The following is a 24,339-nucleotide window of genomic DNA, read 5'->3' as shown; positions in this document are numbered from 1 at the left end:
CGGGGGCGCGGGTCCCGGGACTCAGTGCCCTCGTGGCGCGTACATGATCACGGCGACTCCGGCCAGGCAGATCAGCGCGCCGATGACGTCGAACCGGTCGGGCCGGTAGCCGTCCATCACCATGCCCCAGATCAGGGAACCCGCCACGAACACGCCGCCGTACGCGGCCAGGATGCGGCCGAAGTGCGCGTCCTGCTGGAGCGTGGCGACGAAGCCGTACGCGCCGAGCGCCACGACGCCCGCGCCGATCCACGCCCAGCCGCGGCTCTCCCGCGTGCCCTGCCACACCAGCCAGGCCCCGCCGATCTCCAGGATCGCGGCCAGAACGAACAGGAGTACGGAACGCGCGACGGTCATGGGGGTGGACTCTACGCCGCCGCCCGCTCCGCTCCGCCGGCGGTCGGCGGTCAGGCCCATTGCCGCTGATACTCGTACGCGTATACTCGCATACGAGTATCAGAATGAGGTGGCAGTGTGACCGAACGGCGCAAGGTGAACAACATGCTCGGTCTGGCTGTGCTCTCGACGGTCATCGACAGGCCGATGCACCCCTACGAGATGGCCTCCCTGATGCGCGCACGCGGCAAGGACCGGGACATGCGGATCAAATGGGGCTCGCTCTACACGGTCGTGCGCAACCTGGAGAAACACGGATTCCTTGAGGTGACCGACAGCGTCCGCGACAGCGCGCACCCCGAGCGCACGATCTATCGCATCACCGACGCCGGGCGGGAGGAGCTCGCTGACTGGATCCGCGACCTCCTCGCGACACCCGACCGGGAGCAGCCGAAGTTCGAGGCCGCGCTCTCGGTGTGCGGGGTTCTCCCGCCCGACGAGGTGACGAGCCTGCTCCGGCGGCGGCTCGACCTGCTGGAGACGGAGATCGCCGAGCAGCGGGAGGCGTTGGCCGAATCCCGCCGCGACGTCCCCCGGCTGTTCCTCGTGGAGGCGGAGTACGACCTCGCCATCCGGGACGCCGAGCTGGCCTGGACCCGGTCACTCCTCGACGAGCTCGTCTCCGGGACGTTTCCCGACCTCGCGCTGTGGCGCGACTGGCACGAGACGGGCCGGAAGCCGTCCGAGATCGCGAAGCTCGCGGAGAGGGGGGCGACACCGGCCGAACCGTAAGGCAGGACCCCGGCGGCGTGCGCCAACACGACCGCCGGGGAGACCTCGAACCGAAACCCGCGGAACGCAGTCCGGCCACGAGGTGGCACTGGTAAGAATAGTCGGGCTCTTTCCCGGGCCGGTTCGGAAGAACATCCGAAACCGGAGGGAACATGGAGAAGACACACACCACCCGCTCCCAGGCTCCGATGATGGAGGGAGCGATGGCGCGCTGGTACGCCCGCCAGCGCGGCTCGGCCCCCCAACTGGCGATCGTCCGGCACTACGCCGCGCTGCTGACCGCGGGCCTGCCCCGCGGAGCCGCCGTACTGGAGGTGGCCCCGGGGCCCGGATACCTGGCCGTCGAGATGGCACGGCTCGGGTTCGCGGTTACCGGGCTGGATATCAGCCACACGTTCGTGGAACTCGCGACCGAGCAGGCGCGCCTGGCCGGCGTGCCCGTCCGGATCGAACAGGGGGACGCGGCCGACCTGCCCTTCGACGCCGAGTCCTTCGATCTGGTCGTCTGCCAGGCGGCCTTCAAGAATTTCGGACGGCCTGTCCGCGCGCTGGACGAGATGTACCGAGTCCTCCGCGGTGGCGGTACGGCGGTGATCCACGACCTGAACAGGAACGCGTCCCGCGCCGACATCGGCCAGGAAGTCACGAGGATGGAGCTCAGCCCGCTGAACTCCATCCTGACCAGGGTGCCGCTGACGATGCTCAAACGCCGGGCCTACTCGCACGCCCAGTTCGAGCGCCTCGCCGCCGAGAGCGCCTTCCGCACCTGCGCCATCCGGGCCGAGGGCATCACCCTTGAGGTCCGGCTGACCAGGTCGGCCTGATCCCGCCCCGTACAAGGGCGGGCACGGACCCCGACCGCGCCGCACATCGGATCGCCGGTGTGCGGCGTCGGGTCGTCCTACACCCGGAGCATCGGGGGGTGCAGGACCAGGGCGGGGCCGCGGCGGTAGAGCATGGCGGGGCGGCCGCCGTCACGGGTGGTGGTCTCGCCGGTCGGGATCAGGAACCCCTCGGTCTTGGTGACCTTCCGGTGGAAGTTGCGCGGATCCAGCGGCCTGCCCCACACGATCTCGTACACCCGGCGCAGCTCCGCCACGGTGAACTGCGGACGGCAGAACGCCGCGCCCAGCGGGCTGTACTCCAGCTTGGCCCTGGCCCGCTCGATGCCGTCGAGCATGATGCGGCGGTGGTCGAACGCCATGCGGGTCAGCGAGTCGACCGGCTGCCAGCTCATGTGCGCCTCGGTCGAGGCCGGAAGGTCCGGAGCGAGCCCGAGATAGGCCACGCTGACCACCCGTTGCCGGGGGTCACGGTCGGGGTACCCGTACGTCTGGAGCTGCTCCAGGTGGACGGGAGCCCCGGGAAGACCGGCCCGCTCCGCGAGCACCCGGGCGGCGGCGGCCGGAAGGTCCTCCTCGAGCTGGATGAAGCCTCCGGAAAGCGCCCAGCACCCCTCATATGGAGGTCTGTCCCGCCGCCAGACCAGCGCGCAGAGCGCCTGCGACCTCACCGTGAGAACGACGAGATCCACGCTGACGGGAATACGCGGGATCATGTACAGAACGCTACCGGAACCCGCACATCCCGGGGTCCCTCCATTCGATCACTGAGACGGCGCTCAGCCGGTGTTCTTGTAGTACACCGGCTCCGCGGCCTTGCGGCCGTCGGGCGAGCTGATCTCGATCCGGACCCACACGTCCGAGGGCACCGTGGCCCAGTCGACCGGGATCCAGATCTTCTCGACGCCATGCGGAAGGCCCTCGTTCGGGGTGGCGTCGTGCCAGCCGACCGACGCCGAGTCGACGACGCGCGGGGTGTCCAGGCCGGTCCAGTTCAGCGTGACCTTGGCCGATCCGAGGTGGTAGCCGCGGACTTCGAGGCCCTCCTGGATCTGCCTCGCCTGCCTGACCGCCTGGATCGCGATCGGACGGTCCCAGTCCTCGGTGATCTCTCCGGAGAGCGACGGCGAGCCGCAGGTGAAGAAGTCACTCCACATGTAAGAAATGATCTTCGAGACGTACGGGCCGGCCAGCGTCACCTGGGTGTCCAGGCGGGACTTGTCGGTACGGCTGCGGGTGGCCTGCGTGCCGCACTTGGGTGTGTTGGACTCCTCGGGCGTGGACGGCTCGAACGCCTCGACGTTGGCCCAGAGCTGGACCTCCACGCCTTCGGAGGCGAGTTCCTGCCGCGCCTGCGCCATCTCCCGGTAGTAGTCGCGGGTGCCGCCGTAGTACGCGGAGGCGTACGTGGACTCGCCCACACCGTTCACGATCTTCAGGCGGTCGTCCACGTCCTTGTTCTTCCAGTTCGGCCAGAACAACCCGACCTTGCCGGTGCCGCGGCCGTCCTGCGGCGCGATGATCTCCACGCCGGTCTTGGCCAGGGCCTTGAACCCCCGGGCGACCTGCTTCGGCGTGGCGGTGAACTTCACCTTGCGGCGCGCGTCGAGGTACGGGCTGACCAGGATCGGCTTGCCGGGTAGCTCCTGCTCGACGATCAGGTGCTGCTCGGCGTAGACCTGGAGCGTCTGGACCTTGGACGGGTCGGGCCAGTCGCGGAGTTGCAGCTCGAACGGCTGGTAGACGCCTCCGAGGGACTCCCTGCCACCGAAGCGCGAGCCGTAGTCCTGCAGGACGCGCCGGGTCAGGGTGGTCAGGGTGCCGATGTGCCGCGGGTCGGCGCGGGTGCTGTTGGCCGGGTCGCGAGGCGCGAGCGGCAGCGCGGGGAAGACCCTGATGCCGAACCGGTCGCCGAGGTCCAGCAACTCGGTCAGGCTGTCCGTGGCTCCCGCGGAGATCAGGATCATATGGTAGTTGCGCCCCTTGGACGAGAAGTCGCAGGTCGCGTCGTCCGATCCGTCTTCGGGGGCGATCAGCCGGTAGAACACCGCCGATCCGACGACGATCTTGCGTTCCATCGTCGGGCAGCGGAAGATCCCCTGGCCGAACTGCTCGTCGGTCCGGTAGACGTACGTCCAGGTGATCCGATTGCCGGGGTTGGCCGCGACGAGGTCCTTCTCGGCCGCCCGCACGCAGGAGAGGTCGTTCTCCTTGCAGACGCCGTACCGCGCGTCAGCCTTGGCGCCCTCCTTGTCCATGATCTGGCCGGTCTCCTCGTCCGTCCGGCGGGGGGACAGGCCGAAGCCGAGCCGGACGACGGTGTCACCGCCCACCTTGTGGATCGCCTGGAGCTGGCGCCGCCAGGTGCACCGGTCCGCCGTGGGAACGAGCCAGTAGCCCGTCACCGCGTACGGCGTGGGCGTCGTGGTGTCGAACGTTCCGCACGGATCGGTGAACGCGCTGGCCGTCGGGGAGCTCGGCCCGGAGGGGCGGGCCGAGGAGGTGCTCCCGACACCGGTGACGTGGGACACGGGCCGGTCGTGCCGCATGACGATCACCACGGAGGCGACACCGGCGAGTATCGCGACGCCCAGAAACAAAGTGATCCAGCGCACCTTCAGGACACTACCGCCCATCGTTTCAGGACCAGATAAGTCGAACCCGCCCAACGGGGTCGGTCAGCGCCTGACGCCGGCCCACTCTTCGAGCTGCGTGACGAAACGCCGGGCGGAGTTCGGCCAGTGATGGTTGGCCCGCGCGGCGGCGTAGCCCCGAGAGCCGTGCCCGTGCCGCTCCTGAGGGTTGTCCCTGAGGAACAGGACGGTTCGCGCGACCGCCTGGGGGTCCTGCCATGGGACGACGAAACCGGAGCGGTAGCGCTCGATGAGCTCGACCGCCCTCGGGGACGGCGTGGTGATCACGGGGATGCCGTGCGCCATGTACTCCACGATCTTGGTGGGCATGGAGTGCCGGTAGTTGGGCTCGTCGTGCAGGAGCGAGAGCCCGGCGAGCGCGCCGTCGAGCCGCTTGAGCGCCTCGTCGTTCGGCATGAAGTCACGCCATTCGAGCACGCCCTCGGCGACGGCCTGGTTGAGCAGCGGCCGGGTCTGCGGATCGGCGTACCCGATCAGCTCCACGACCACCCGGTACGGCTGAAGGATCCGGGCCACCTCGACGGCCTCGCGGACGCCCCGCGCCTCGGACAGCCAGCCGAGGTAGACCACGCGGTCGTCGCCGGGCGGGCTGACGGTGTCCGGGACCCAGGTCTCGTTCGGTACGACCAGGTGTGCCTGCTTGAACCGTCCCGCGTACGCGGTCTCGGCCAGCAGCAGGCGCAGGCGGCGTTCGGCCGCGCCCTCCAGGAGCCGGGCGAGGAACCGGGTCGGCGGGCGTAAGAACGCGGGCAGCCACGGTTTCAGGGAGAGCGTGGCCGGCGTGTCCTCGTGGACGTCCCAGACGACCGGCGGACGCTTGCGCACGCCGACGACGGCGAGCAGCAGCTCCGGGTCGTGGATCAGGGCCAGGTCGATCTTGCCCCGCATGCTCTTGAACAGCTTGCGGGCGGCACGTACCGCCGCGAACCTGCGCCGCTCGGCGGCGCGCGGCAGATCCACCCCGTTGACCCAGGATCGTGGGACCACCCCGCGCGCGGAGTACGGCGCGGCGTACGTGACCTCATGACCGGCGTCGACGAGCGCGCGGATCTGCCGGTGCAGGATCCGGGCGTCCTCGGGGTGATGCACCACCGTCATGACGAGCACGTGCACGCGCGGACCCCTCCTACAGTCGCTCGACGCGATCGCTCGTGGCCAGAACGCCGCGAGTGTCGAGCACGAGCTGGGCCCGTTCCTCCACCACACCGAGGTCGAACGCCGAGTGCTGCTGCAGGAGCAGGGTCACGTCGGCGTCGGCCACCGCCGCGGCCAGGTCGTCCACCCGCGGAACCGGACTGCCCTCGACCGTCCATTCCTTGACATACGGATCGCAGAAGACCAGCTCGGCGCCGAGCTCCAGGAGCGCCTCGGCGACCGGGATCGCGGGCGTCTCACGCTCGTCGGCGATGTCGGGCTTGTACGTGACGCCCAGCAGCAGCACGCGGGACCCGTTCACGGGCTTGCGCGCCCGGTTCAGCAGCCGCTGCACGCGGGCCACGACGTACGACGGCATCCGCTCGTTGATCTCCTGGGCCAGCTCCACGAAACGGAACGGGTACCCGAGCTTGCGGACCGTGTAGGACAGGTAGGACGGATCGACCGGGATGCAGTGCCCGCCGACACCCGGGCCGGGCAGGAACTTCTGGAAGCCGAACGGCTTGGTGGAGGCCGCCTCGATGGCCTCCCACAGGTTGATCCCGAGCTCGTCGCAGAAGATCGCCATCTCGTTGACGAGGGCGATGTTGACGTGCCGGTAGGTGTTCTCCAGCAGCTTGGCCATCTCGGCCTCGCGGGTGCCGCTGACCGGGACGACCCGCTCGACGAACTGGCTGTAGAAGGAGGCGGCGCGGTCGCGGCAGGCGACGGTGTAACCGCCGACCACCTTGGGCGTGTTGCGCAGGCCGTACTTCGTGTTGCCCGGGTCGATGCGCTCGGGCGAGAAGGCGAGGTGGAAGTCGGTGCCCGCGACGAGCCCGGCGCCCTCCAGGATCGGCCGCGCGACCTCGTCGGTGGTGCCGGGCCAGGTGGTGGACTCCAGCACGACGAGCGTGCCCGCCCGCAGGTGCTGGGCGACGGTGCGCGTCGCCCCTTCGACGGCGGACAGGTCGGGACGGTGGTCCTCGTCCAGCGGCGTCGGTACGCAGATGACGATCGTCCGCGACTCGGCGAGCACCGAGGCGTCCAGCGTGGCGGTGAAGCCACCGGCCAGCATCGCGTCGAGGTCGGCGTCGGTCAGGTCGTCGATGTAGGACCGACCGGCGTTCAACGCGTCGACCTTGCGGGGATCGACGTCCAGACCGGCCACCCGCAGGCCCGCCGCCGTGGCCTCTTTGGCCAGCGGCATACCCACGTATCCCAGCCCGATGACCGTGAGATCGAAACCGGTTCGCTCGCTCACGATGAGACCTGGGGGCGGAAACAACACTTCATGGTGGCAAAGGCTATCTCAAGTCAGCACCAACGGTGCCTGATGCCGTAGATCGGAACTCCCCGTCATTTCCATTATGAGGTCAATGATTGGTAGATCGCACGGTATGTCCGGGCAAGGCTGCTCCACGTGCGTTTCGCGGCCACCTCGGCCTTTCCGGCCTCGCCCATCTCGCGGCGCCGTTCGGGATCGTCGCGGAGCGCGGCCACCGCGTCGGCGAGCGCGGCGGGGTCTCCGGCCGGCACCAGCATCCCGGCCCCCTCACCGCCCACAAGCTCGGAAAGCGCGGGCAGGTCGCTGAGAACGACCGGCTTGCCGAGCGCCATCGCCTCGACGGGTTTCAATGGCGTAACAAGTCGGCAAACCCGGAGGTCCTCGCGCGGGCACGCGAAGATGTCGATCGCCGCCTGCGCCTGGAGCGCCTCGTCCGGGCCCACGCGGCCCGGCAGGATCGCGATGTCGCCGAGGCGGAGCCGCTCGACCTGCTGGAGCAGGTTCGGCCGTTCCGCGCCGTCGCCGACGAGCAGCACCCTGACCGGCGTTCCCGCGTCCCTGAGCAGCGCCGCGGCGTTCAGCAGGGTGGCGAAGCCCTCGTAGCCCACGATGCTCGACACGGAGCCGATGACCACCTCGCGGTCGCCGATGCCGTACTGCCGGCGGAAGGCCGCGCCGTCGTAGTCGGCGGTCAGCAGCGCGTCGTCCACGGCGTTCGGCGCGAGGTGGATCCGCTCGCGGGGCACGCCGCGCTCGACGATCTCGGCCGCCATGGTCTCGGCCAGCGTCACGACCGCGTCCGCCTCGCGCATGATGTGCGCCTCGCGGTCACGCTGCATGATGTGCCGCTCGCTGCCGATCCGCTTGGGGTCCCTGGACGTCCAGGTCTCCTCTAGGAAGCCGCGCACCTCGTAGACGAACGGCGTGTTCGTCCGCTCCCGTACGGCGAGCGCCACGGAGCCGTTCCGGTGGTCGGTCGCGGCGTGCAGCACCTGCGGGCGCAGCCTCCTGACCAGCTCGGTCACCTGGGCGGCGCCGCGGATCATCCGCCCGCGGCTCTCGAAGGGCAGGTCGCCCCCGTTCGGCAGCAGCCGGTGGTAGGGGATCTCGTCGATCTCCTCGTACGACGTGGCGTCGGTGTGGCCCTGGAGCATCGGCCAGCCCCAGCTCGTCACGACGTGCGGGTCGAGGCCGGCGTTGCGCTGCGCGGTGACGATGCGGTGCGTCCGCACGGTGTACCCCGCCTGCGTGTACGGCAGGGCGTTGGTGACGAGGTGGAGGACCCGGCCCTCCTCGCGCGAACCCATGATCACCTTGGGCTTCGGCGGGATCGGGGCGGGGCCGATCGCGGCCATCTCACCCTCGTAGTAGGCGATCCTGCGCCGGATGAACGGCCACCGGGTGTGCGGCTGCAGCACCTTGATCGCCTGGGTCATGCGCCCGGCCTCGAAGTGGACCTTCGCCGCCTCCAGCGGCCCGTCGGCCATCCTCCGGACTATCTTGCGCACGGTCACCCTGGCGTACCGCGCGGCGGGCCAGGCGACACGGCCGATGATCGGGCGCATCCCGCTCGGCATCGCCTCGGCGGCGGCCTGCGCGACCCGCACGGGATCGGACTTCACCTTGCTCACAACGATGCGGGAGACGACCACCGGATTCTTCACGAAACCGCGGAGCAGACCGCCCATCCCGGCCCTCGCCGACTTGGCTGACACGGACGGTTTCTTGGCCTCGGATACCACGGCGTGACCGTACCATAGGCAACGTTTGCCCCAGTCCCACCATGAAAGGCGAGGTCAATGAGGGACAACCCCCTCGTCCTGCACGTGCTGGGCGCCCGGCCCAACTTCGTCAAGGCCGCCCCCGTCGTGCGGGCGCTCGACGAGATCGGCGTGCGGCAGGGCATCGTGCACACGGGCCAGCACTACGACGCGTTGATGTCGGACGTCTTCTTCGCCGACCTCGGCCTGCCCGAGCCGGTCGCCAACCTCGGCGTCGGCTCCGGGTCGCACGCGCGGCAGACGGCGGCGCTGCTGACCGGCCTGGAGGACGTGGTGCTCGAACACCGGCCCTCGCTGGTCGTCGTGTACGGCGACGTGAACTCCACGCTGGCCGCGATCCTCGTGTGCGCCAAGCTGCACGTGCCGACCGCGCACGTGGAGGCGGGCCTGCGTTCCTTCGACCGGGAGATGCCCGAGGAGGTGAACCGGGTCGTCACCGACTCGCTGTCGGACATCCTGTTCGCCACCTCGCCGGACGCCCTGTCGCACCTCGCCCGCGAGGGCGCCGACCCGGAGCGGGTGCACCTCGTCGGCAACCCCATGATCGACAGCCTCTTCTCCGCGCTCCCCAAGCTCGACCCCGCGCCGGTCCAGGAGCGCCTCGGCGTGTCCGGAAGGTACGCGGTCGCGACGCTGCACCGGCCGGCGAACGTGGACGACCCGGAGTCGGCCCGCGAGCTGGTCGAGGCGGTCCTCGCGGTCGCCGAGCAGGTGCCGGTCGTCGTCCCGCTGCACCCGCGCGGACGGCAGCGCCTGGCCGACGCCGGGCTGGTCGACCGCGAGAACCTGAAGATCATCGACCCGCTGGGATATGTGGACTTCCTCTCCCTGGTCCGGGGCGCCGCGCTGGTCGTCACCGACTCCGGCGGTGTGCAGGAGGAGACCACCATGCTGGGGGTCCCCTGCCTGACCGTGCGGCCCAACACCGAGCGGCCGATCACCGTCACGCACGGCACGAACCGCCTGGTCACGCCGGCCGGACTGCCCGCCGCCGCGGAGAAGGCGCTGGCGGACGGCTCGGCCACGCCCAGCGGCGAGCTTCCCCCGCTCTGGGATGGCGCGGCGGGGCCCAGGATCGCCCGGGTCATCGCCGCCTGGCTGCGCGGGGACAACCTCTCCCCCGCCGCTCAGGGGCGCAATCGCCAGTCATAGACCCGGCAAAAGCCGTACGATGGCACATTCCTGGACGCGATGGGGGCGACATGTCTGACCAGAACCCTTCAGATGAGCCGAAATTCCAGCGCCTCGGGCCGGTGAACTGGCTGCCGGAGGAGCGCAAGGTCGTCGAGCGCTACGAGCAGCGGATCCGCGAGCTGGAGAAGAAGCTGGCCACCCAGGAGGCGCGGGCCGACTACGCCATCTGGAAGCTCAAGGCCACCCAGACGCAGCGGCCGTACCGCGTCGCCCAGGCGCTCACCGGTGCCACCAAGCCCGCCAGGTTCGCGCGGCTGCCGCGCGACCTGAGCAAGGCCATGAAGACCGGGAAGAGCCCGAAGGCCCCGATGTCGGTGATCGAGGCCGCCGAGCAGGCCGAGGCCAAGGGTCCCGAGGTCAAGATCCCCACGTTGCAGTGGCCGGACGGTCCGGTGGTGCGCCCCGACCTCAAGGTGGCCGTCATCCTGGACGACTTCTCCCGGCTCGCGTTCAAGTACGAGTGGGACCAGATCGAGTTCGGGCTCACGGACTGGCCGGAGATCTTCGCGGAGAACCGGCCCGACGTGCTGTTCTGCGAGTCGGCCTGGCACGGCAACCAGGGGCGCTGGCGTTACCAGATGACCGGGACGAAGGCCCCCAAGCAGGAGCTGCGCGACCTCATCGCGTGGTGCCGGTCGGAGGGCATTCCCACGGTCTTCTGGAACAAGGAGGACCCGCCGAACTTCGACTTCTTCATCGACACGGCCAAGCTGTTCGACTACGTGTACACGTGCGACGGCGACATGATCCCGAAATATCGGGAAATTCTGGGGCATGACCGCGTCGGCGTGCTGCAGTTCGCCGCCCAACCCCGGATCCACAACCCCATCCAGACCAAGCAGGGCCGGCCGTACGACATCGTCTTCGGCGGCATGTACTTCCGGGACAAGCACCCCGAGCGGCGCGAGCAGATGGAGACGCTGCTCGCCCCCGTACGCGAACTCGGCCTGCACATCTTCGCCCGCAACGGCACGGTGGACGACAAGTACGCCTGGCCCGAGGAGTACCGCCCGCACATCGTGGGCGAGCTGCCGTACGAGCAGATGCTGGCCGCGTACAAGATGTACAAGGTCTTCCTGAACGTGAACTCGGTGATCGACTCCCCGACGATGTGCGCGCGGCGCGTCTTCGAGCTGTCGGCCTGCTCGACCACCGTGCTGTCGGCGTGGTCACGCGCCATCGAGGAGACCTTCGGCCCGCTGATCCCGATCGCCCACTCGCAGGAGGAGGCGTACAACCGGGCGCTGTACTTCATCAACAGCCCCGAGCTGCGCGCCCGCCAGGCGCACCTGGCCATGCGCGAGGTGTTCGACAAGCACCTCTTCTCGCACCGCGTCGACCAGATCCTCACCGACCTCGGCCGGCCGGTGGCGTCCCGGTCCCGCTCGGTGTCGGTGGTGCTGCCGACCAACCGGGCCGGCCAGCTCGAACACGCCATCGCGCAGGTCGCCAGGCAGCGGCACCGCGACGTCGAGCTCATCCTCGTGCTGCACGGCCTCTCCGAGGACCCCGGCGTGGTCCGCGACAAGGCACTCGCGGCCGGGATCCCCGGCGTCAAGGTGCTGACCGCCGACCCGTCCTGGACGCTCGGAGAGGTGCTCAACCACGGCATCGCGCACGCGGACGGCGAGCTGATCGCCAAGATGGACGACGACAACATCTACGGCGAGCATTACCTGTCCGACCTGCTGCGGGCGTTCGACTACGCCGACGCGGAGATGGTGGGCAAGGGCGCGCACTACACGTACTTCCCCGACCAGAACGTCACCGTGTTCCGCCTGCCCGGCCTGGAGAACCGCTACGCCCACCTCATCCAGGGAGCCACGATCGTCGCCAAGGCGGACCTGCTGCGGTCGATGCCGTTCGAGCCGGTCAACGCGGGCGAGGACACCCGCCTCGTGCGGCGCTGCAAGGAGGAGGGCGTCCGGATCTACTCGGCCGACCGCTTCAACTTCATCTACATGCGCGGCTCCGACGCCACCGCCCACACCTGGCAGGCGGCGGACTACAAGCTGACCCGCAACGCCCAGTTCTGCTTCGCCGGCAACCCGGAGCAGCACGTCCTGATCTAGATCGCGTTCCTCGGAATGTACGGGAGCGGACAACGGTTGGCCACTCCCGTAACGGCAGCATGCCCAGGGGAGCTTGGCCACGTGAGCACGAAGACAGGCGAGAAACAGGACGGCATCGGGTTCAGGTCCGAGCGTGGCCCGGTGCTCGCCGCCATCATGCTGTGCACCGGTCTCGTGGCCCTGGACAGCACGATCATCGCGACGGCGGTGCCGTCCGTCGTCGGCGATCTCGGCGGGTTCTCGCAGTTCCCGTGGCTGTTCTCGATCTACCTGCTCACGCAGGCCGTGACCGTGCCCATCTACGGCAAGCTCGCCGACGTCTTCGGGCGCAAGCCGGTGATGTTCTTCGGCATCGCCGCATTCCTCCTCGGTTCCGTGCTGTGTGGCGTCGCCTGGAGCATGCCGGCGCTCATCCTCTGCCGTGCGATCCAGGGCATCGGCGCCGGAGCCGTCCAGCCCATCAGCATCACCATGGTCGGGGACCTGTACTCGGTGGAGGAACGTGCCCGGGTGCAGGGCTACCTCGCCAGCGTCTGGGGCGTCTCGGCCGTCGTCGGACCGACGCTGGGCGGCGTCTTCTCCGAGTACGTGTCCTGGCGGTGGATCTTCTTCATCAACCTGCCCCTCGGGGCTGTGGCCGCCTGGACGCTGGCCCGGCGGTTCAAGGAGCGGGTGACCCGAGGCTCACACCGGATCGACTACCTGGGCGCCGTGCTGCTCACCGCCGGTTCCTCCCTGCTCATCCTCGGCCTGCTCGAAGGAGGGGTCGCCTGGAGCTGGGGGTCGCCGGTCAGCCTGGCCATCTTCGCGGGCGGCGCCGCCATGATGATCGCGTTCGTCCTCGTGGAACGCCGTGCGGCCGAGCCCATCCTGCCGCTGTGGGTGTTCCGCCACCGTGTGCTGACCGGCGCCAACCTCGCCGCGCTGGGGATCGGCACACTCACCATCGGCCTGAGCTCCTATGTGCCCACGTACGCGCAGGGCGTGCTCGGCACCGGCGCCCTGGTGGCGGGTTTCACGCTGGCCGCGCTCAGCATCGGCTGGCCCCTCGCCGCGGCGCTCTCCGGCCGCGTCTACATGCGCATCGGCTTCCGCGACACCGCGCTGATCGGCGGCGCCGTCACCGTGGCCGGGGCCGTACTGTGCGCCGTGCTCGGCCAGGAATCACACATCTGGCAGGTCGCGACCGCGTGCCTGATCGTCGGCGTCGGCCTGGGCCTCACATCGAGCCCGACGATGGTCGCCGTGCAGTCCGTCGTCGGGTGGGAGCACCGCGGCGTGGTCACGGCGACCAACATGTTCTTCCGCTCCATCGGCAGCACCGTCGGGGCCGCGGTCCTGGGCGCGGTCTCCAACGCGACGCTGTCGGACCGCTTCGCCCACCCTCCGGCCTCGGTCAGCGGCGATCACCTGCCGAAGAGCGTCGACGCCACGAGCGACGTGCTGACCGGGCAGGGCGCGGGAGGTGTGGGCGGCGCGAGCTCGGCCGTGACGTCCTTCGTCCGCGGAGCGCTCAACGACGCCGTCCACAACGCCTTCCTCACGGCGCTCGTCGTGGCCGTGCTCATCGTGGGCGCGGTGCTGCTCATGCCCCGTGTCCGCGCCGAGACCGGCAACGGAACCTGAGGCGGGAAAACGAAAGCGGCCGCCCCGCTGATAGCGGGGCGGCCGTGTGCCTTCAGTGAACGTGCGAGGTCAGGAGGCGGTGTCCGCGGAGTTCTTGGGCTCGGCGCCGTTGAGACTCGCGGGGGTGCCGCCGGCGAGCAGGGTGCGGGCCAGGCCCAGACCGGTGCCGCCGAGCGTGAGGGCCTTGGCGAGCATCTCCTCGATGCCCTGGGCGCCGTTCAGCACGACCATGTGGTCGACGTTGCCGAACGCCTTGGAGCCCGCCTCGACGATCTGCGGCCAGTTCTCGGCGAGCTGCTGGGCGATGACGGCCTCCTGGTTCTCGGCCAGCGCCTCGGACCTGGCGCGGATCGCCTCGGCCTCGGCCAGACCCTTCGCCTTGGCCGCCTCAGCTTCCGCGAGGCCCTTCGCCTTGGCCGCCTCGGCCTCGGCCAGACCTCTCGCCTTCGCCGCCTCGGCCTCACCGAGACCCGTCGCCCTGGTCGCGGCCGCGGCCGCCTCGCCGCGGAGCCGTACGGACTCGGCGTCGGCCGCCGCGGCCTGCTTCACCTGGGACGCCTGGGCGGCGGCGCGCAGCTCCGTCTCGCGGGCCTCGGCCTCGGCCTGGGCGATGCGGGCGTCACGATCGGCCTGCGAGAGCGTCACCGTCTCGTACGCCTTGGCGTCCGCGGGCTTGCGGACCTGGGACTGGAGCCGCTGCTCGGAGAGCTGGGCCTCCAGCTCGGCCGCCCTCGTCTCCTGGACGACGACCTCCTGGCGGGCGGTGGCCTCCGACAGCGGGCCGGCCTGCCGGGCCTTCGCCGCCGCCTGGTCCACCTCGGCCTGGTAACCGGCCTGCTGGATCTGGGACTCCCGGATCGCGGCGGCCTTCCTCGCCGCGGCGACCTGCTCGGCCTCGGTGGCCTCCTGGTCGCGTTGCGCCTCGGCGATGCGGGCCGAGGCGGCGATCCTCGCGGCGTGCGGCTTGCCGAGGTTGACGATGTAACCGGTCTCGTCGTCGATCTCCTGGATCTGCAGCGAGTCGACGACCAGGCCAAGCTTGCTCATCTCGTCGGCCGCGGAGCTGCGCGTCTCGCTGGTCAGCCGCTCGCGGTTGAGGATGAGGTCCTCGACGGTGAGGTTGCCGGTGATCGAGCGCAGGTGACCGGTGAACAGCTCGTGGATCGCGCCGTTCATCGAGTCCTGCTGGTCGAGGAAGCGGCGGGCGGCGTTCGCGATGCTGCTGAAGTCGTCACCGACCTTGTAGATCACCACGCCGCGCACCTGGACGGGGATGCCCTGCTGGGTCACGCAGGACACCTGGAGGTTGGTCGCCCGGCTGTCCAGGCGGAGCCGGCGGGCGGTCTGGAACCCCGGAAGCACGGCGGTTCCCTTACCTGTGATGATCTTGAAGCCGAGGCTGTCGGCCAGTTCGTTCTTCGTATGGGCGCCGAGGCCCGAGATGATGAGCGCCTCGTTGGGCTCGGCCACCCGCCAGACGGCTTTGAACAACAGGATGATGACGATGAGGGCGACAACGATCACGCCGCCGAAAACCAGGAATTCCGTGGGCATCTACGCCTCCACTTCCAGGGGGGAACAGGGGGTCAGGCGATCGCGCGCGTGACGTAGACCGTACGCGGTGGCGAATACTCGACAATGACAACGAGCGACCCGACCGGGATCTCCTCCTCCGGAAGGTTCGGATGTGCGTAGAACGCTTCGACACCCCCGCGGATCGGCACCATCACTTCACCGACAAGGCCCGGACCGATCTTGCCCGTCACCCTGCCCTGCCTGCCGACCACCGCGTCACCCCGTCGTCTTCACTTGCACCGCGAATGCGCACGTTACCCCGAATTCGTGCAGTACGTCATCACGCGGCGACGCGTCCACCGACGGCCGCCCCGGATGACATACGACGTCCACGGCCACATGCCATCGACCCGGACAACGAACACCACTCGTGAAACGTTCCGATATCGCAACACAACCGCTTACATCGAGATGTGAGCGTTATGTTCTGCGAATTTCTGCGGCGCTTACCGTTTCCCGCTGATTTAACGGCGGATTCTCGCGGAAAACCACCCGATTTTCGCGGCCGATCGGGATTCCGGCGGAATATGGCGTCACACCGCGCCCGCCGACCGGCCGGGACCGCCCCGCCCCGGGCGCCGGAGCCGGGTGAAGGCCCAGGACACGTCCGGCTCCACGGCCCACCGGAAGAGCCGCCGCACCGGGGCCGTGCACAGGACCGCCGAGAGGACCACCCCGAAAAGGATCATGACGGCGACACCCAGCGGGGCGACGAGAACATCGTTGTACCGTTCGGTCACCTTCACCACGAACCCGTGCAGCAGGTACGCGTACATGGTGGCGGCACCGAGTCCGGTGAACCAGGTACGGCCGGCCGGGGTGACCGCGAGGAACGCCATGACCAGAAGCGCTCCCGTCGCCAGCATGGCGAGCCTGATCAGGGTTCCGGTCAGATCGTCCACGCCGATCACCGTGTTGGCGTGCCTCCAGCGGATCCACTCGGTCGGCACGGCGCGATGGACGGCCAGGGCCACGCCCACCCCCGTGGCGAGGACCAGCGCCCCGCAGGCCCGCGCCCAGGGCCTCCTGAGCGACTCCAGATGCCGCGGCCTGAGCATCAGCCCGAGCACGTAGAACGGCAGCAGCCCGAGCGTGCGGTTCATGGACAGCTCGTCCGGCAGCGCGCTCGTCCCGGAGAGGAGCGACACCCCCACCGCCACCGCCAGCGGCCACCGGAGCTGCTGCCACACCGGCGTGGACAACCGCCAGAGGAACAACGCCATCAGGAACCAGGTCAGGTAGTACGGATCGAGCAGGCTGATCTCCAGCTTGCCGTACAGGAAGAACCTGGGCAGCGAGTAGGCGACCTCGAAGATCACGTACGGCACGGCCAGCCCGCTGATCAGCTTTCTCGCCTTGCCCGGCGAGAAGGCGAAATTTCCCGACAGATAGCCGCTGACCATGATGAACAGCGGCATGTGGAACAGGTAGCCGAAGAAGTACAGGGCATGCGCGACCTCCACGTCACGCAGGTCCTCGATCAGGTGCCCGGAGACCACCAGGACCATGGCCAGGAACTTGGCGTTGTCCAGGAACGGGTCCCGCACGCGGGCCGTACCGGCCGGGGCGGCCGGGGCGGCGACCGGCGGGGAAGAGCCGGTGGGGACGGCCGACGAGCCGGCACGGGCGGCGGCTTCGCTGCGGGCCGAGGCGTCGATGCATACCGGGGCCTCGGTGCGGGCCGAGACTTCGGTGCCCGCCGAGGCGTCGGGAGCGACGGCGGGCGTGCCGGAGGCTTCGGCGGGAGCGTCGGGAGCGTCAGGAGGAGCGGCGGGGACGGTCACGGAGCCGGACGCTAGCGACGGCCCCCGCACACGGGCAGGCAACGACGGCCGAACATTGCCCGAACACTTCCGTCACCCGGAGGCCGAGGACCTGTCGTTCGCCGACCCTGTCGCGGCGAGGCTGGCGGACCAGAGGGCCGCGGCGAGTTCCGGGTCGGCCATCTGGCCGGGCACGGTGACGGGGACGTTCCCGGCGAAGTAGCGGCCCGGATGGTCGACGCCGTCCCGGTGCGTGGCGAGGTGGGTGATCCTGGCGGCACCCGCCTCGACCGACTCCCCCATCCCCGGCACATGGAGCACCAACTTCATGAGGAACGTTCCCGGCGCGAACCCGGTCCGGATGACTCCGGGATGCAGGCAGGTGGCGGCGATCCCGCGCTCGGCGAGGGAGACCGTGAAGAGGGCGTTCGCCTGCTTGGAGTCGCCGTACTGCAGCCATCCGCTCCACCGGCGCCGCTCCCGCGACAGGTCGGCCGGGTCGAGCCGGCCGGTCTTGGCGGCGCGCGAGCAGGTCGTGACAACCCGGCCGGAGGACTCCCTGATCCGGTCGAGCAGCAGGTTCGTCAGCAGGAACGGCGACAGGTGGTTCACCTGGATCATCAACTCGTGTCCGTCGGCGGTGTGCTGCCGCTTGGTGGACATGACCCCGGCGTTGTTGATCAGAACGTCGATGCGCTCACATCGGTCGAGCAGCTCCGCGGCCAGCCGGCGCACGTCCTCGAACGAGGTGAAATCCCCGGTCAGCGTGCCGGGCCGGCTGCCCGTGATCGCGGCCACCTGGTCCGCGACCGCTGACAGCTTGGACGGGGTTCGACCCACCAGGATGAGCTGGTGTCCCTTGCGGGCGAGCTCCAGCGCGGACGCTGCCCCAATTCCGTCGCTTGCCCCGGTAATGACAGTATTCATCAGGTCCTCCAATGCGCTCGAACTGTATCGGTGCTAGTCTCCTGTGCGATCTTCCGGAGGTGCATTTCCCCATAAATGCGGCGCGACCTCCACGCACTGCAGGAGTGGCCATGGGTTCGAGAAACCGGTCGATTCGGTTCAAGATCTTCTTATTGCTGCTCTTGCCACTGCTCACTCTGAGCGCTTTGTGGGGGTTTGTCCTTAATCTGACCGTCAGCGACGGCCTGGCCCTCGTACGCTCCGGAAAGCTCTACGACACCGTCGGCGTGACCTCCACCGACCTCGGCCTCCAGCTCCAGGCCGAGCGCGCCGTCGCCGCCGACACGCTCAGCTCCGGCCAGACCACGTCCACCGCGCTCAGCGCGCAGCAGCTCAAGACGAGCGCCTCCGTGGACAAGTTCATCAAGGCCGCGAACGACGACGAAGCCCGTGACTCCATGGGCGAGGAGCTGCGGGTCCCGGTCGACAGCCTGGTGGAGGCGCTCGGCCGCCTGACCTCCGTCCGCGAGTCCGTGGCGCTCGGCAAGTACACCCGGCTCGACGCGCTCACCGCGTACAACCAGATCGTGGACGAGTTGTTCGCCGTCTACGCGCGGATGGTCTCGGTCCCCGATCTCGGGATCCACGAGCAGGGCAGCGCCATGCAGGCGATGGGCAACGCGTACGAGATGATCGCCCGCGAGGACGCCCTGATCCGCGGTGCGCTCGCCCGGGGCCAGATGAGCCAGCAGGAGCACAACGCCTTCAGCGAGTGGGTGGCCACCCGCCGCTTCCTGTACCAGAAGAACCGGCCGATCCTCGAAGGCGGCATGCGCCGGCCGTACGAGGAGGTGCTGACCTCCGAGCTGTTCGACAAGTTCACCGGCCTGGAGGATCGGATCGTCGACCAGGTGCGCTCCGGCGGGCCGCTCCCGACCGACGCGGCCCGGTGGAAGTCCACCACGAACGCGCTCTTCACCAGCCTGGACACCGCCCGGATCAAGGCGTCCGACGCGCTCAGCGAGCGCGCGGCGTCCGTGGCGGGCGGCATCATGATCCGGATCGCCGTCGCGGGCGGCGTCGGCCTGATCGCGGTGATCGCGACTATCATCTTCTCCGTCCGGTTCGGCCGCCGTCTGGTGCGCGACCTCGCCGGGCTCCAGCACGCCGCACTCGAACTCGCCGACATCCGCCTCCCGAACGTGGTCGAGCGGCTGCGCAAGGGCGAGGAGGTCGACGTCGACACCGAGGCGCCGCCGATCGAGGCGCACGGGTCGTCCGAGGTCGAGGACCTCGCGCACGCCTTCAGCTCGGTGCAGCGCACCGCGGTCGAGGCGGCGGTCGGCCAGGCCGCCCTGCGGCGCGGCGTCAACCAGGTCTTCCTCAACCTGGCCCGGCGCAAGCAGGGCCTGCTGCACCGCCAGCTCACGCTGCTCGACACGATGCAGCGCCGGGCGGGCGACCCGGAGAGCCTGGAGGACCTGTTCCGGCTCGACCACCTCACCACGCGCATGCGGCGGCACGCCGAGGGTCTGATCATCCTGTCCGGCGCCACTCCCGGCCGTTCCTGGCGCAAGCCGGTGGCCGTGGTCGACGTGGTACGCGCCGCGATCGCCGAGGTGGAGGACTACACCCGCATCACGCTGATGCCGATGCCGAACGCGTCGTTGGCCGGCTCGGCGGTGACCGACCTGATCCACCTGGTCGCCGAGCTGCTCGAGAACGCGACGATCTTCTCTCCCCCGCAGACCCGGGTGCAGGTACGCGGCGAACTGGTGGCCAACGGCCTCGCGATCGAGGTCGAGGACCGCGGTCTCGGGCTCGCCCCCGAGGAGTACGCCACGATCAACGAGCGGCTGGCCACCCCGCCGGAGTTCGACCTGGCCGACAGCGACCGCCTCGGCCTGTTCGTGGTCAGCCAGCTCGCCTCGCGCTACGGGATCAGCGTGGTGCTCCGCGCCTCGCCGTACGGCGGCACGACGGCGATCATCCTCATCCCACGCGAGCTGGTGGCCAAGGACGGCGTGCCCCCCGCCATCACCGGCTCGGTGGCGTCGGAGGCCATCACCGGCACGGTGACGCCTGGCCCGGTCACCGGGTCGATGTCCGCGGCCGCCATCATGGGCGGCCCCGCGACCACACACCCGGACGCCCCGGTCGTTCCTGCCACTCCGATGGCCGCAGCTCCGGCCCCGACGGACCCGGGTCCGAGTCTGGGTCTGGGGACGAACCCGCCGGCGTCGGACCGGTCGCCGTTCTTCACTCCGGCCGCGCAGCGCGGCGAGCCCGTACCGTCCGCGGCGCGCGAGGACGGCCACGAGGAGAGCCGGGTGCGCAACCTCAGCATCGTGCAGAACGGCTCCGAGCCGGGGCTGCCGAGCCGAGGCAAGGACTCGGGGTTGCCGAGCCGAGGCAAGGACTCGGGGCTGCCCAGCCGCCGGGCCTCCGGTGCGAGCGGCACGCACGCCGGCCTCCCCCGGCGGGTCCGGCAGGCCAACATCGCCCCCCAGCTCCGCGAGCGGTCCCAGCCGCTGTCCGCGCCTGTCCCGGTCACAGAGGAACGCTCGCCGGAGCAGGTCAGGGCGACGTTCGCCGCCTTCCAGCAGGGGGCGCAACGAGGCCGTGAGGACGCGGACGACAATTCCGGTAACACGCAAGGCGAGAAGGGTGACGAATGACCAGCAAAGTGGCATCGGCCGGCGAACTGAACTGGCTGCTGGACGATCTCATCAGCAGGGTCGGCGCCGTCCGCCAGGCGGTGATCCTCTCCACTGACGGCCTCGTCGTCGGAGCCTCGCAGGGACTCAGCCGCGAGGACGCCGAGCACCTGTCCGCCGTCGCCGCGGGCTTCCAGAGCCTGGCACGCGGCGCGGGACGGCACTTCGGCGGAGGCGAGGTGCGCCAGACCATCGTCGAGATGGAGTCGGCGTTCCTGTTCGTCACCGCCGCCGGGCAGGGCACCTGCCTCGCCGTGCTGGCCGCCTCCGACGCGGACGTCGGCCACATCGCCTACGAGATGGCCATGCTGGTCAAGCGTGTCGGCCAGCACATCTCGACCAACCCCCGCCGGTAACCCGCCGATATCGAGGGCCCCGAGGAGGAGGCGTGACGGAACCGCAATGGCTTGACGAGGAGGCCGGTCCCATCGTCCGGCCATACGCGCTGACAGGAGGCCGTACGCGGTCGTCCGGTGACGACTTCGACCTCATCGCGTTGGTGACAGCCACCGACGGGCAGGTGAAGGACGACAGCGGCGTCGGTCCGGAGCAACGCCGGATCCTCGCGATCACCAGGGAACCCATGTCCGTCGCGGACATCGCGTCCGAGATCGATCTGCCTCTCGGTGTGGTCCGCGTCCTTCTCGGGGATCTGCACGACCATGAGCTGATCAGCGTGCGACCACCCGCCCAAGTGGCGCCGCTGCCCAGCGCGCACATTCTCAAGGAAGTGATCAATGGCCTTCGCGCCCTCTGAGGAGCCGGTCGCCCTCAAGATCCTCGTCGCCGGCGGCTTCGGCGTCGGAAAGACCACGCTGGTCGGCGCGATCAGCGAGATCCGTCCCCTCCGCACCGAGGAGGTCCTGTCGGACCGCGGGGTCGGCGTCGACGACGTCGACGGGGTGGAAGGCAAGACCACCACCACCGTGGCGATGGACTTCGGCCGGATCACGATCCGCGAGGGCCTCGTGGTCTACCTGTTCGGCACGCCCGGCCAGGAACGCTTCTGGTTCATGTGGGACGAGCTGTCCTACGGCGCCCTGGGAGCGGTCGTCCTCGCGGACACCCGCCGGCTCACGGACTGCTTCCCGTCGATCGACTACTTCGAGCAGCGCGGGACGCCGTTCATCGTCGCGGTGAACTGCTTCGACGGCGCGGACAAGCACGAGCCCGACGACGTCCGGGTGGCCCTGGACCTCGACCCCGAGGTGCCCGTGCTTCTCTGTGACGTACGGCGGCGCGCCTCGGCCAAGGTCGTCCTCGTCACGCTCGTCGAGCACGCCCTCAAGACGCTGACGGCCGCGCAGAGCAAGTAGGCCGCGTGCGACGGCCCGCGCGCCTACAGGGCGCGCAGGCCGTTGATCACTTCCAGCAGGATGCTCTCCATGGGTCGGGACGCCTCCGGCGCCGGCGGCCGTACCAGGATCAGCCCGTGGTCCAGCAGGTCGCCGACCAGCACGCGGACGACGCCGAGCGGCAACCCCGCGTCCGACGCCACGTCGGCGAGCGGCCGGGCCCGCCGCACCAGGTCCAGCAGCCGCAGATGCTCGCGCCCGAGGTCCGCGTGGTACGGCACGGCCGCGCCGGTCGCGACGACCACGGCGACCAGATCGAGCGTGGCCGCGGACGTGGGCTGTACCCGCCCCTTGGTCAGGGCGTAGGCCCGGACGACCGGTCCGTCCTCGACCAGGTCCTCGTCCCAGTGCTCGTGATCGGTCACGTGCCCGCTCCTTCCGGGATGCCGAGCCGTACGGGCTCCGGGTCGTCGTCGCCCGTGGCGGCCAGCAGAGTCGCCGGCAGCAGCACGATCGCGGTGGTTCCGCCGAACGGCGAGGGACGCAGCTCCACGCGGACCCCGTGCCGGGAGGCGAGCCGGGCGACCACCACGAGGCCGAGCCGGTCGGTGTCGGCGAGGTCGAGCTCGGGCGGGCTCGCGAGCATGTGGTTGATCGCGTCGATCTCCTCGTCGGAGAGCCCGAGCCCCCGGTCCTCGACCTCGACCGCGTACCCCCTGGCCACCGACTCTCCGCGCAGGGAGACCTCGGTGTGCGGCGGCGAGTAGGCCGCGGCGTTCTCGATCAGCTCGGCGAAAAGGTGGATGATGTCGGCCACCGCGCTCCCGGAGACCGCGGCCTCGGACATGGGGTACACCCGGACCCGCGTGTAGTCCTCCACCTCGGCGACCGCGCCCTGAAGCATGTCCGCGACGGGCACGGGCCTGCGCCACGTGCGGCCGGGCGACCCTCCGGCGAGGACGATCAGTCCTTCCGCCTGGCGGCGCATCCGGGTCGTCAGGTGGTCGAGCCGGAAGAGGTCCTCCATCGTGCTCGGGTCCGTGGTGCGGCGTTGCATGGCGTCGAGCAGCCGGAGCTGGCGCTGGAGCAGTCCCTGGCTGCGGCGGGCGAGGTTGCGCAGCGCCTGGCCGACGCTCTCGCGCGTGCGTGCCTGGTCCACCGCCGCCTCCACCGCGGTGTGCTGGACGGCGCTGAACGCGGCGGCCACGTCGCGCACCTCCCCGGTGCTGCCGATCGGCTCCAGCGGGGGCGCCTCCGCCTCGACGTCGCGCACCTTCTCGCCGCGCCGCAGGCGCTGGACCAGCCGCGGCAACCGTACGTCCGAGAGCTCGGTGGCGGCCTCCTTCAGCCCGACGAGTTCGCGGGTGAGGCCGCGGCCCATCCGGATGGAGATGATCAGCGAGGCGATGACCGCGACGAGGCCGAGCAGTCCGGCGGCGCCGGCGCGGACGAAGACGCCGATCGCGGCGGGCTCGTTGCGCGCGTTGTACACCGCCCCGGCCTTGCTGAGCGCGTTGGTGTACGCGTTGTCCACCCGGTCGACGACGGACCGCCACAGGACGGGCGAGACCTGGCCGGTGACCTCGCCCTGGAGGAGGCGGTCCTCCAGGTTCGTCACCTGCCGGTACGCCTCCGACTTGGCGAGGACATCGAGCGGCGCGCGCAGCTCGTCGTCGAGCTCGTTCATCCCCTGGTCGAAGAGCACCCTGCGGGTCGTGACGTGCTGGGCGAACCTCAGCTTCTCCGCGTCGGTGAACGTTCTCGACTGCCCGAGCACGCCGGCCACGAGCGCCCGCTCCTTGGCCAGCACGTGCTGGGCGCCCGCGATCGAGACGAGGCTGCGGCCCTGCTGTGCGGTCGTGACGACGGTGCCCATGGCGGCGACGACGGAGAAGCGCTGCGAGGCGTCGGGGAAGGTCTCGTAGTTCTCGCCCAGGTTCGCGAGGTCGAGCTGACCGGCGTCGAACTCCATCCGCACGGTGTCGAGCCGGGCCGCCGCGTTCTTCATGTCCTCGTAGGGCTTCCTGCTCGCGTCGATGAGCATCGACTCCGCGTCGCCGTCCGCGACGAGCTCACGCATCCGCGTGCGCGCCCGGTCCACGACGGCCCGCTGGGCGAACATGTCGCTCCGGTCGACGTCCGAGCGGGAGGCCAGATATTGGGCGGAGAGCAGGTACTCGCGTTCGATCTCCGTGGCCAGCGCGTGGGCGGGCTCGCCGACGCTGCTGTAGACCGTTGAGGCGTTGAGCAGCCGGAACGCGTCACCGACGGTCAGGGAGGCGGAGAAGATCCACAGCGCGACAAGCGAGACCAACGGGATCACCAGCAATAGGGTGATCTTGAATCCAATGGACCTGCTCGCCG

General features: G+C 69.9%; 21 protein-coding genes. 9 read left to right on the top strand and 12 right to left on the bottom strand.

The genetic code is table 11. The features are described from left to right. Positions 1 to 21 precede the first annotated feature (21 nt). A complete protein-coding gene (locus AB0I59_RS29475; protein WP_061260176.1) occupies positions 22 to 357 on the bottom strand; it encodes a YnfA family protein in 336 nt (111 codons plus the stop codon). A gap of 117 nt (positions 358 to 474) precedes the next feature. Here AB0I59_RS29475 and AB0I59_RS29470 point away from each other — a divergent pair, with 117 nt between their 5' ends. After that, positions 475 to 1,128, top strand: a complete 654-nt coding sequence (locus AB0I59_RS29470) for a PadR family transcriptional regulator (RefSeq protein ID WP_358138107.1) — start codon at positions 475 to 477, stop codon at positions 1,126 to 1,128. A 152-nt stretch (positions 1,129 to 1,280) separates the two neighbouring features. Beyond that, positions 1,281 to 1,952: a class I SAM-dependent methyltransferase gene (locus tag AB0I59_RS29465; protein ID WP_358138104.1), complete on the top strand. Its 672-nt coding sequence runs from the start codon at positions 1,281 to 1,283 to the stop codon at positions 1,950 to 1,952. Between the two features lie 77 nt (positions 1,953 to 2,029). On the opposite strand, the gene AB0I59_RS29460 is transcribed toward AB0I59_RS29465, so the two are convergent. From AB0I59_RS29460 to AB0I59_RS29440, 5 genes are all read right to left on the bottom strand, one after another. Beyond that, positions 2,030 to 2,686, bottom strand: a complete 657-nt coding sequence (locus AB0I59_RS29460; RefSeq protein ID WP_061260109.1) for an NUDIX hydrolase — start codon at positions 2,684 to 2,686, stop codon at positions 2,030 to 2,032. A 63-nt stretch (positions 2,687 to 2,749) separates the two neighbouring features. After that, positions 2,750 to 4,585 (bottom strand): DUF4434 domain-containing protein, encoded by a 1,836-nt coding sequence (locus AB0I59_RS29455; protein ID WP_061260177.1) that lies wholly within the window; start codon positions 4,583 to 4,585, stop codon positions 2,750 to 2,752. Positions 4,586 to 4,648: 63 nt separating this feature from the next. Next, positions 4,649 to 5,737 (bottom strand): glycosyltransferase, encoded by a 1,089-nt coding sequence (locus AB0I59_RS29450; protein WP_358138099.1) that lies wholly within the window; start codon positions 5,735 to 5,737, stop codon positions 4,649 to 4,651. Positions 5,738 to 5,750: 13 nt separating this feature from the next. Beyond that, the gene (locus AB0I59_RS29445) at positions 5,751 to 7,022 is read right to left on the bottom strand and encodes a nucleotide sugar dehydrogenase (RefSeq protein ID WP_228642360.1); all 1,272 of its coding nucleotides are present in this window, start codon (positions 7,020 to 7,022) and stop codon (positions 5,751 to 5,753) included. Between the two features lie 104 nt (positions 7,023 to 7,126). Further along, a complete protein-coding gene (locus tag AB0I59_RS29440) occupies positions 7,127 to 8,761 on the bottom strand; it encodes a glycosyltransferase family 4 protein (RefSeq protein ID WP_358138095.1) in 1,635 nt (544 codons plus the stop codon). An 84-nt stretch (positions 8,762 to 8,845) separates the two neighbouring features. Between AB0I59_RS29440 and wecB the strand changes: the two genes are divergently transcribed. From wecB to AB0I59_RS29425, 3 genes are all read left to right on the top strand, one after another. Further along, complete coding sequence (gene wecB, locus AB0I59_RS29435) at positions 8,846 to 9,979, top strand: non-hydrolyzing UDP-N-acetylglucosamine 2-epimerase (protein ID WP_061260111.1); 1,134 nt, start codon at positions 8,846 to 8,848, stop codon at positions 9,977 to 9,979. A 50-nt stretch (positions 9,980 to 10,029) separates the two neighbouring features. After that, positions 10,030 to 12,093, top strand: coding sequence for a glycosyltransferase family protein (locus AB0I59_RS29430; RefSeq protein WP_228642367.1), 2,064 nt, complete (start codon positions 10,030 to 10,032; stop codon positions 12,091 to 12,093). 81 nt (positions 12,094 to 12,174) lie between these two features. Then, positions 12,175 to 13,719, top strand: coding sequence for an MDR family MFS transporter (locus tag AB0I59_RS29425; protein ID WP_358138091.1), 1,545 nt, complete (start codon positions 12,175 to 12,177; stop codon positions 13,717 to 13,719). 69 nt (positions 13,720 to 13,788) lie between these two features. Here AB0I59_RS29425 and AB0I59_RS29420 read toward each other — a convergent pair whose 3' ends face one another. The 4 genes from AB0I59_RS29420 to AB0I59_RS29405 form a co-directional block, all read right to left on the bottom strand. Beyond that, on the bottom strand, positions 13,789 to 15,273 hold the full coding sequence (locus AB0I59_RS29420; RefSeq protein WP_358138088.1) for an SPFH domain-containing protein: 1,485 nt from the start codon (positions 15,271 to 15,273) through the stop codon (positions 13,789 to 13,791). Between the two features lie 32 nt (positions 15,274 to 15,305). Next, the gene (locus tag AB0I59_RS29415) at positions 15,306 to 15,485 is read right to left on the bottom strand and encodes an NfeD C-terminal domain-containing protein (RefSeq protein WP_358138085.1); all 180 of its coding nucleotides are present in this window, start codon (positions 15,483 to 15,485) and stop codon (positions 15,306 to 15,308) included. Positions 15,486 to 15,827: 342 nt separating this feature from the next. Continuing rightward, positions 15,828 to 17,078 (bottom strand): acyltransferase family protein, encoded by a 1,251-nt coding sequence (locus AB0I59_RS29410; protein WP_358138082.1) that lies wholly within the window; start codon positions 17,076 to 17,078, stop codon positions 15,828 to 15,830. Between the two features lie 72 nt (positions 17,079 to 17,150). After that, positions 17,151 to 17,984 (bottom strand): SDR family NAD(P)-dependent oxidoreductase, encoded by an 834-nt coding sequence (locus AB0I59_RS29405; RefSeq protein ID WP_061260181.1) that lies wholly within the window; start codon positions 17,982 to 17,984, stop codon positions 17,151 to 17,153. A gap of 185 nt (positions 17,985 to 18,169) precedes the next feature. On the opposite strand from AB0I59_RS29405, the gene AB0I59_RS29400 reads away from it, so the two are divergent. The 4 genes from AB0I59_RS29400 to AB0I59_RS29385 are packed head-to-tail and all read left to right on the top strand — an operon-like array spanning position 18,170 to position 21,996. Further along, on the top strand, positions 18,170 to 20,641 hold the full coding sequence (locus AB0I59_RS29400; RefSeq protein WP_358138079.1) for a sensor histidine kinase: 2,472 nt from the start codon (positions 18,170 to 18,172) through the stop codon (positions 20,639 to 20,641). Next, positions 20,638 to 21,036, top strand: coding sequence for a roadblock/LC7 domain-containing protein (locus AB0I59_RS29395; protein ID WP_061260117.1), 399 nt, complete (start codon positions 20,638 to 20,640; stop codon positions 21,034 to 21,036). The genes AB0I59_RS29400 and AB0I59_RS29395 overlap by 4 nt, the downstream gene beginning before the upstream one ends. Positions 21,037 to 21,068: 32 nt before the next feature. Continuing rightward, positions 21,069 to 21,437, top strand: coding sequence for a DUF742 domain-containing protein (locus tag AB0I59_RS29390; protein WP_061260118.1), 369 nt, complete (start codon positions 21,069 to 21,071; stop codon positions 21,435 to 21,437). Continuing rightward, complete coding sequence (locus tag AB0I59_RS29385) at positions 21,418 to 21,996, top strand: GTP-binding protein (protein WP_061260119.1); 579 nt, start codon at positions 21,418 to 21,420, stop codon at positions 21,994 to 21,996. Before AB0I59_RS29390 ends, AB0I59_RS29385 begins: the two co-directional genes overlap by 20 nt. 23 nt (positions 21,997 to 22,019) lie before the next feature. On the opposite strand, the gene AB0I59_RS29380 is transcribed toward AB0I59_RS29385, so the two are convergent. Then, the gene (locus AB0I59_RS29380; protein ID WP_061260120.1) at positions 22,020 to 22,400 is read right to left on the bottom strand and encodes a DUF742 domain-containing protein; all 381 of its coding nucleotides are present in this window, start codon (positions 22,398 to 22,400) and stop codon (positions 22,020 to 22,022) included. Then, positions 22,397 to 24,298 (bottom strand): sensor histidine kinase, encoded by a 1,902-nt coding sequence (locus AB0I59_RS29375; protein WP_358138074.1) that lies wholly within the window; start codon positions 24,296 to 24,298, stop codon positions 22,397 to 22,399. Before AB0I59_RS29375 ends, AB0I59_RS29380 begins: the two co-directional genes overlap by 4 nt. Between the last annotated feature and the right edge of the window lie 41 nt (positions 24,299 to 24,339).

The organism is Microtetraspora glauca, from assembly GCF_040656155.1.
Lineage (GTDB): Bacteria > Actinomycetota > Actinomycetes > Streptosporangiales > Streptosporangiaceae > Microtetraspora > Microtetraspora glauca.
The sequence above is the reverse complement of the archived record's forward strand: the minus strand, read 5'-3'. Positions and strand labels throughout refer to the sequence as shown.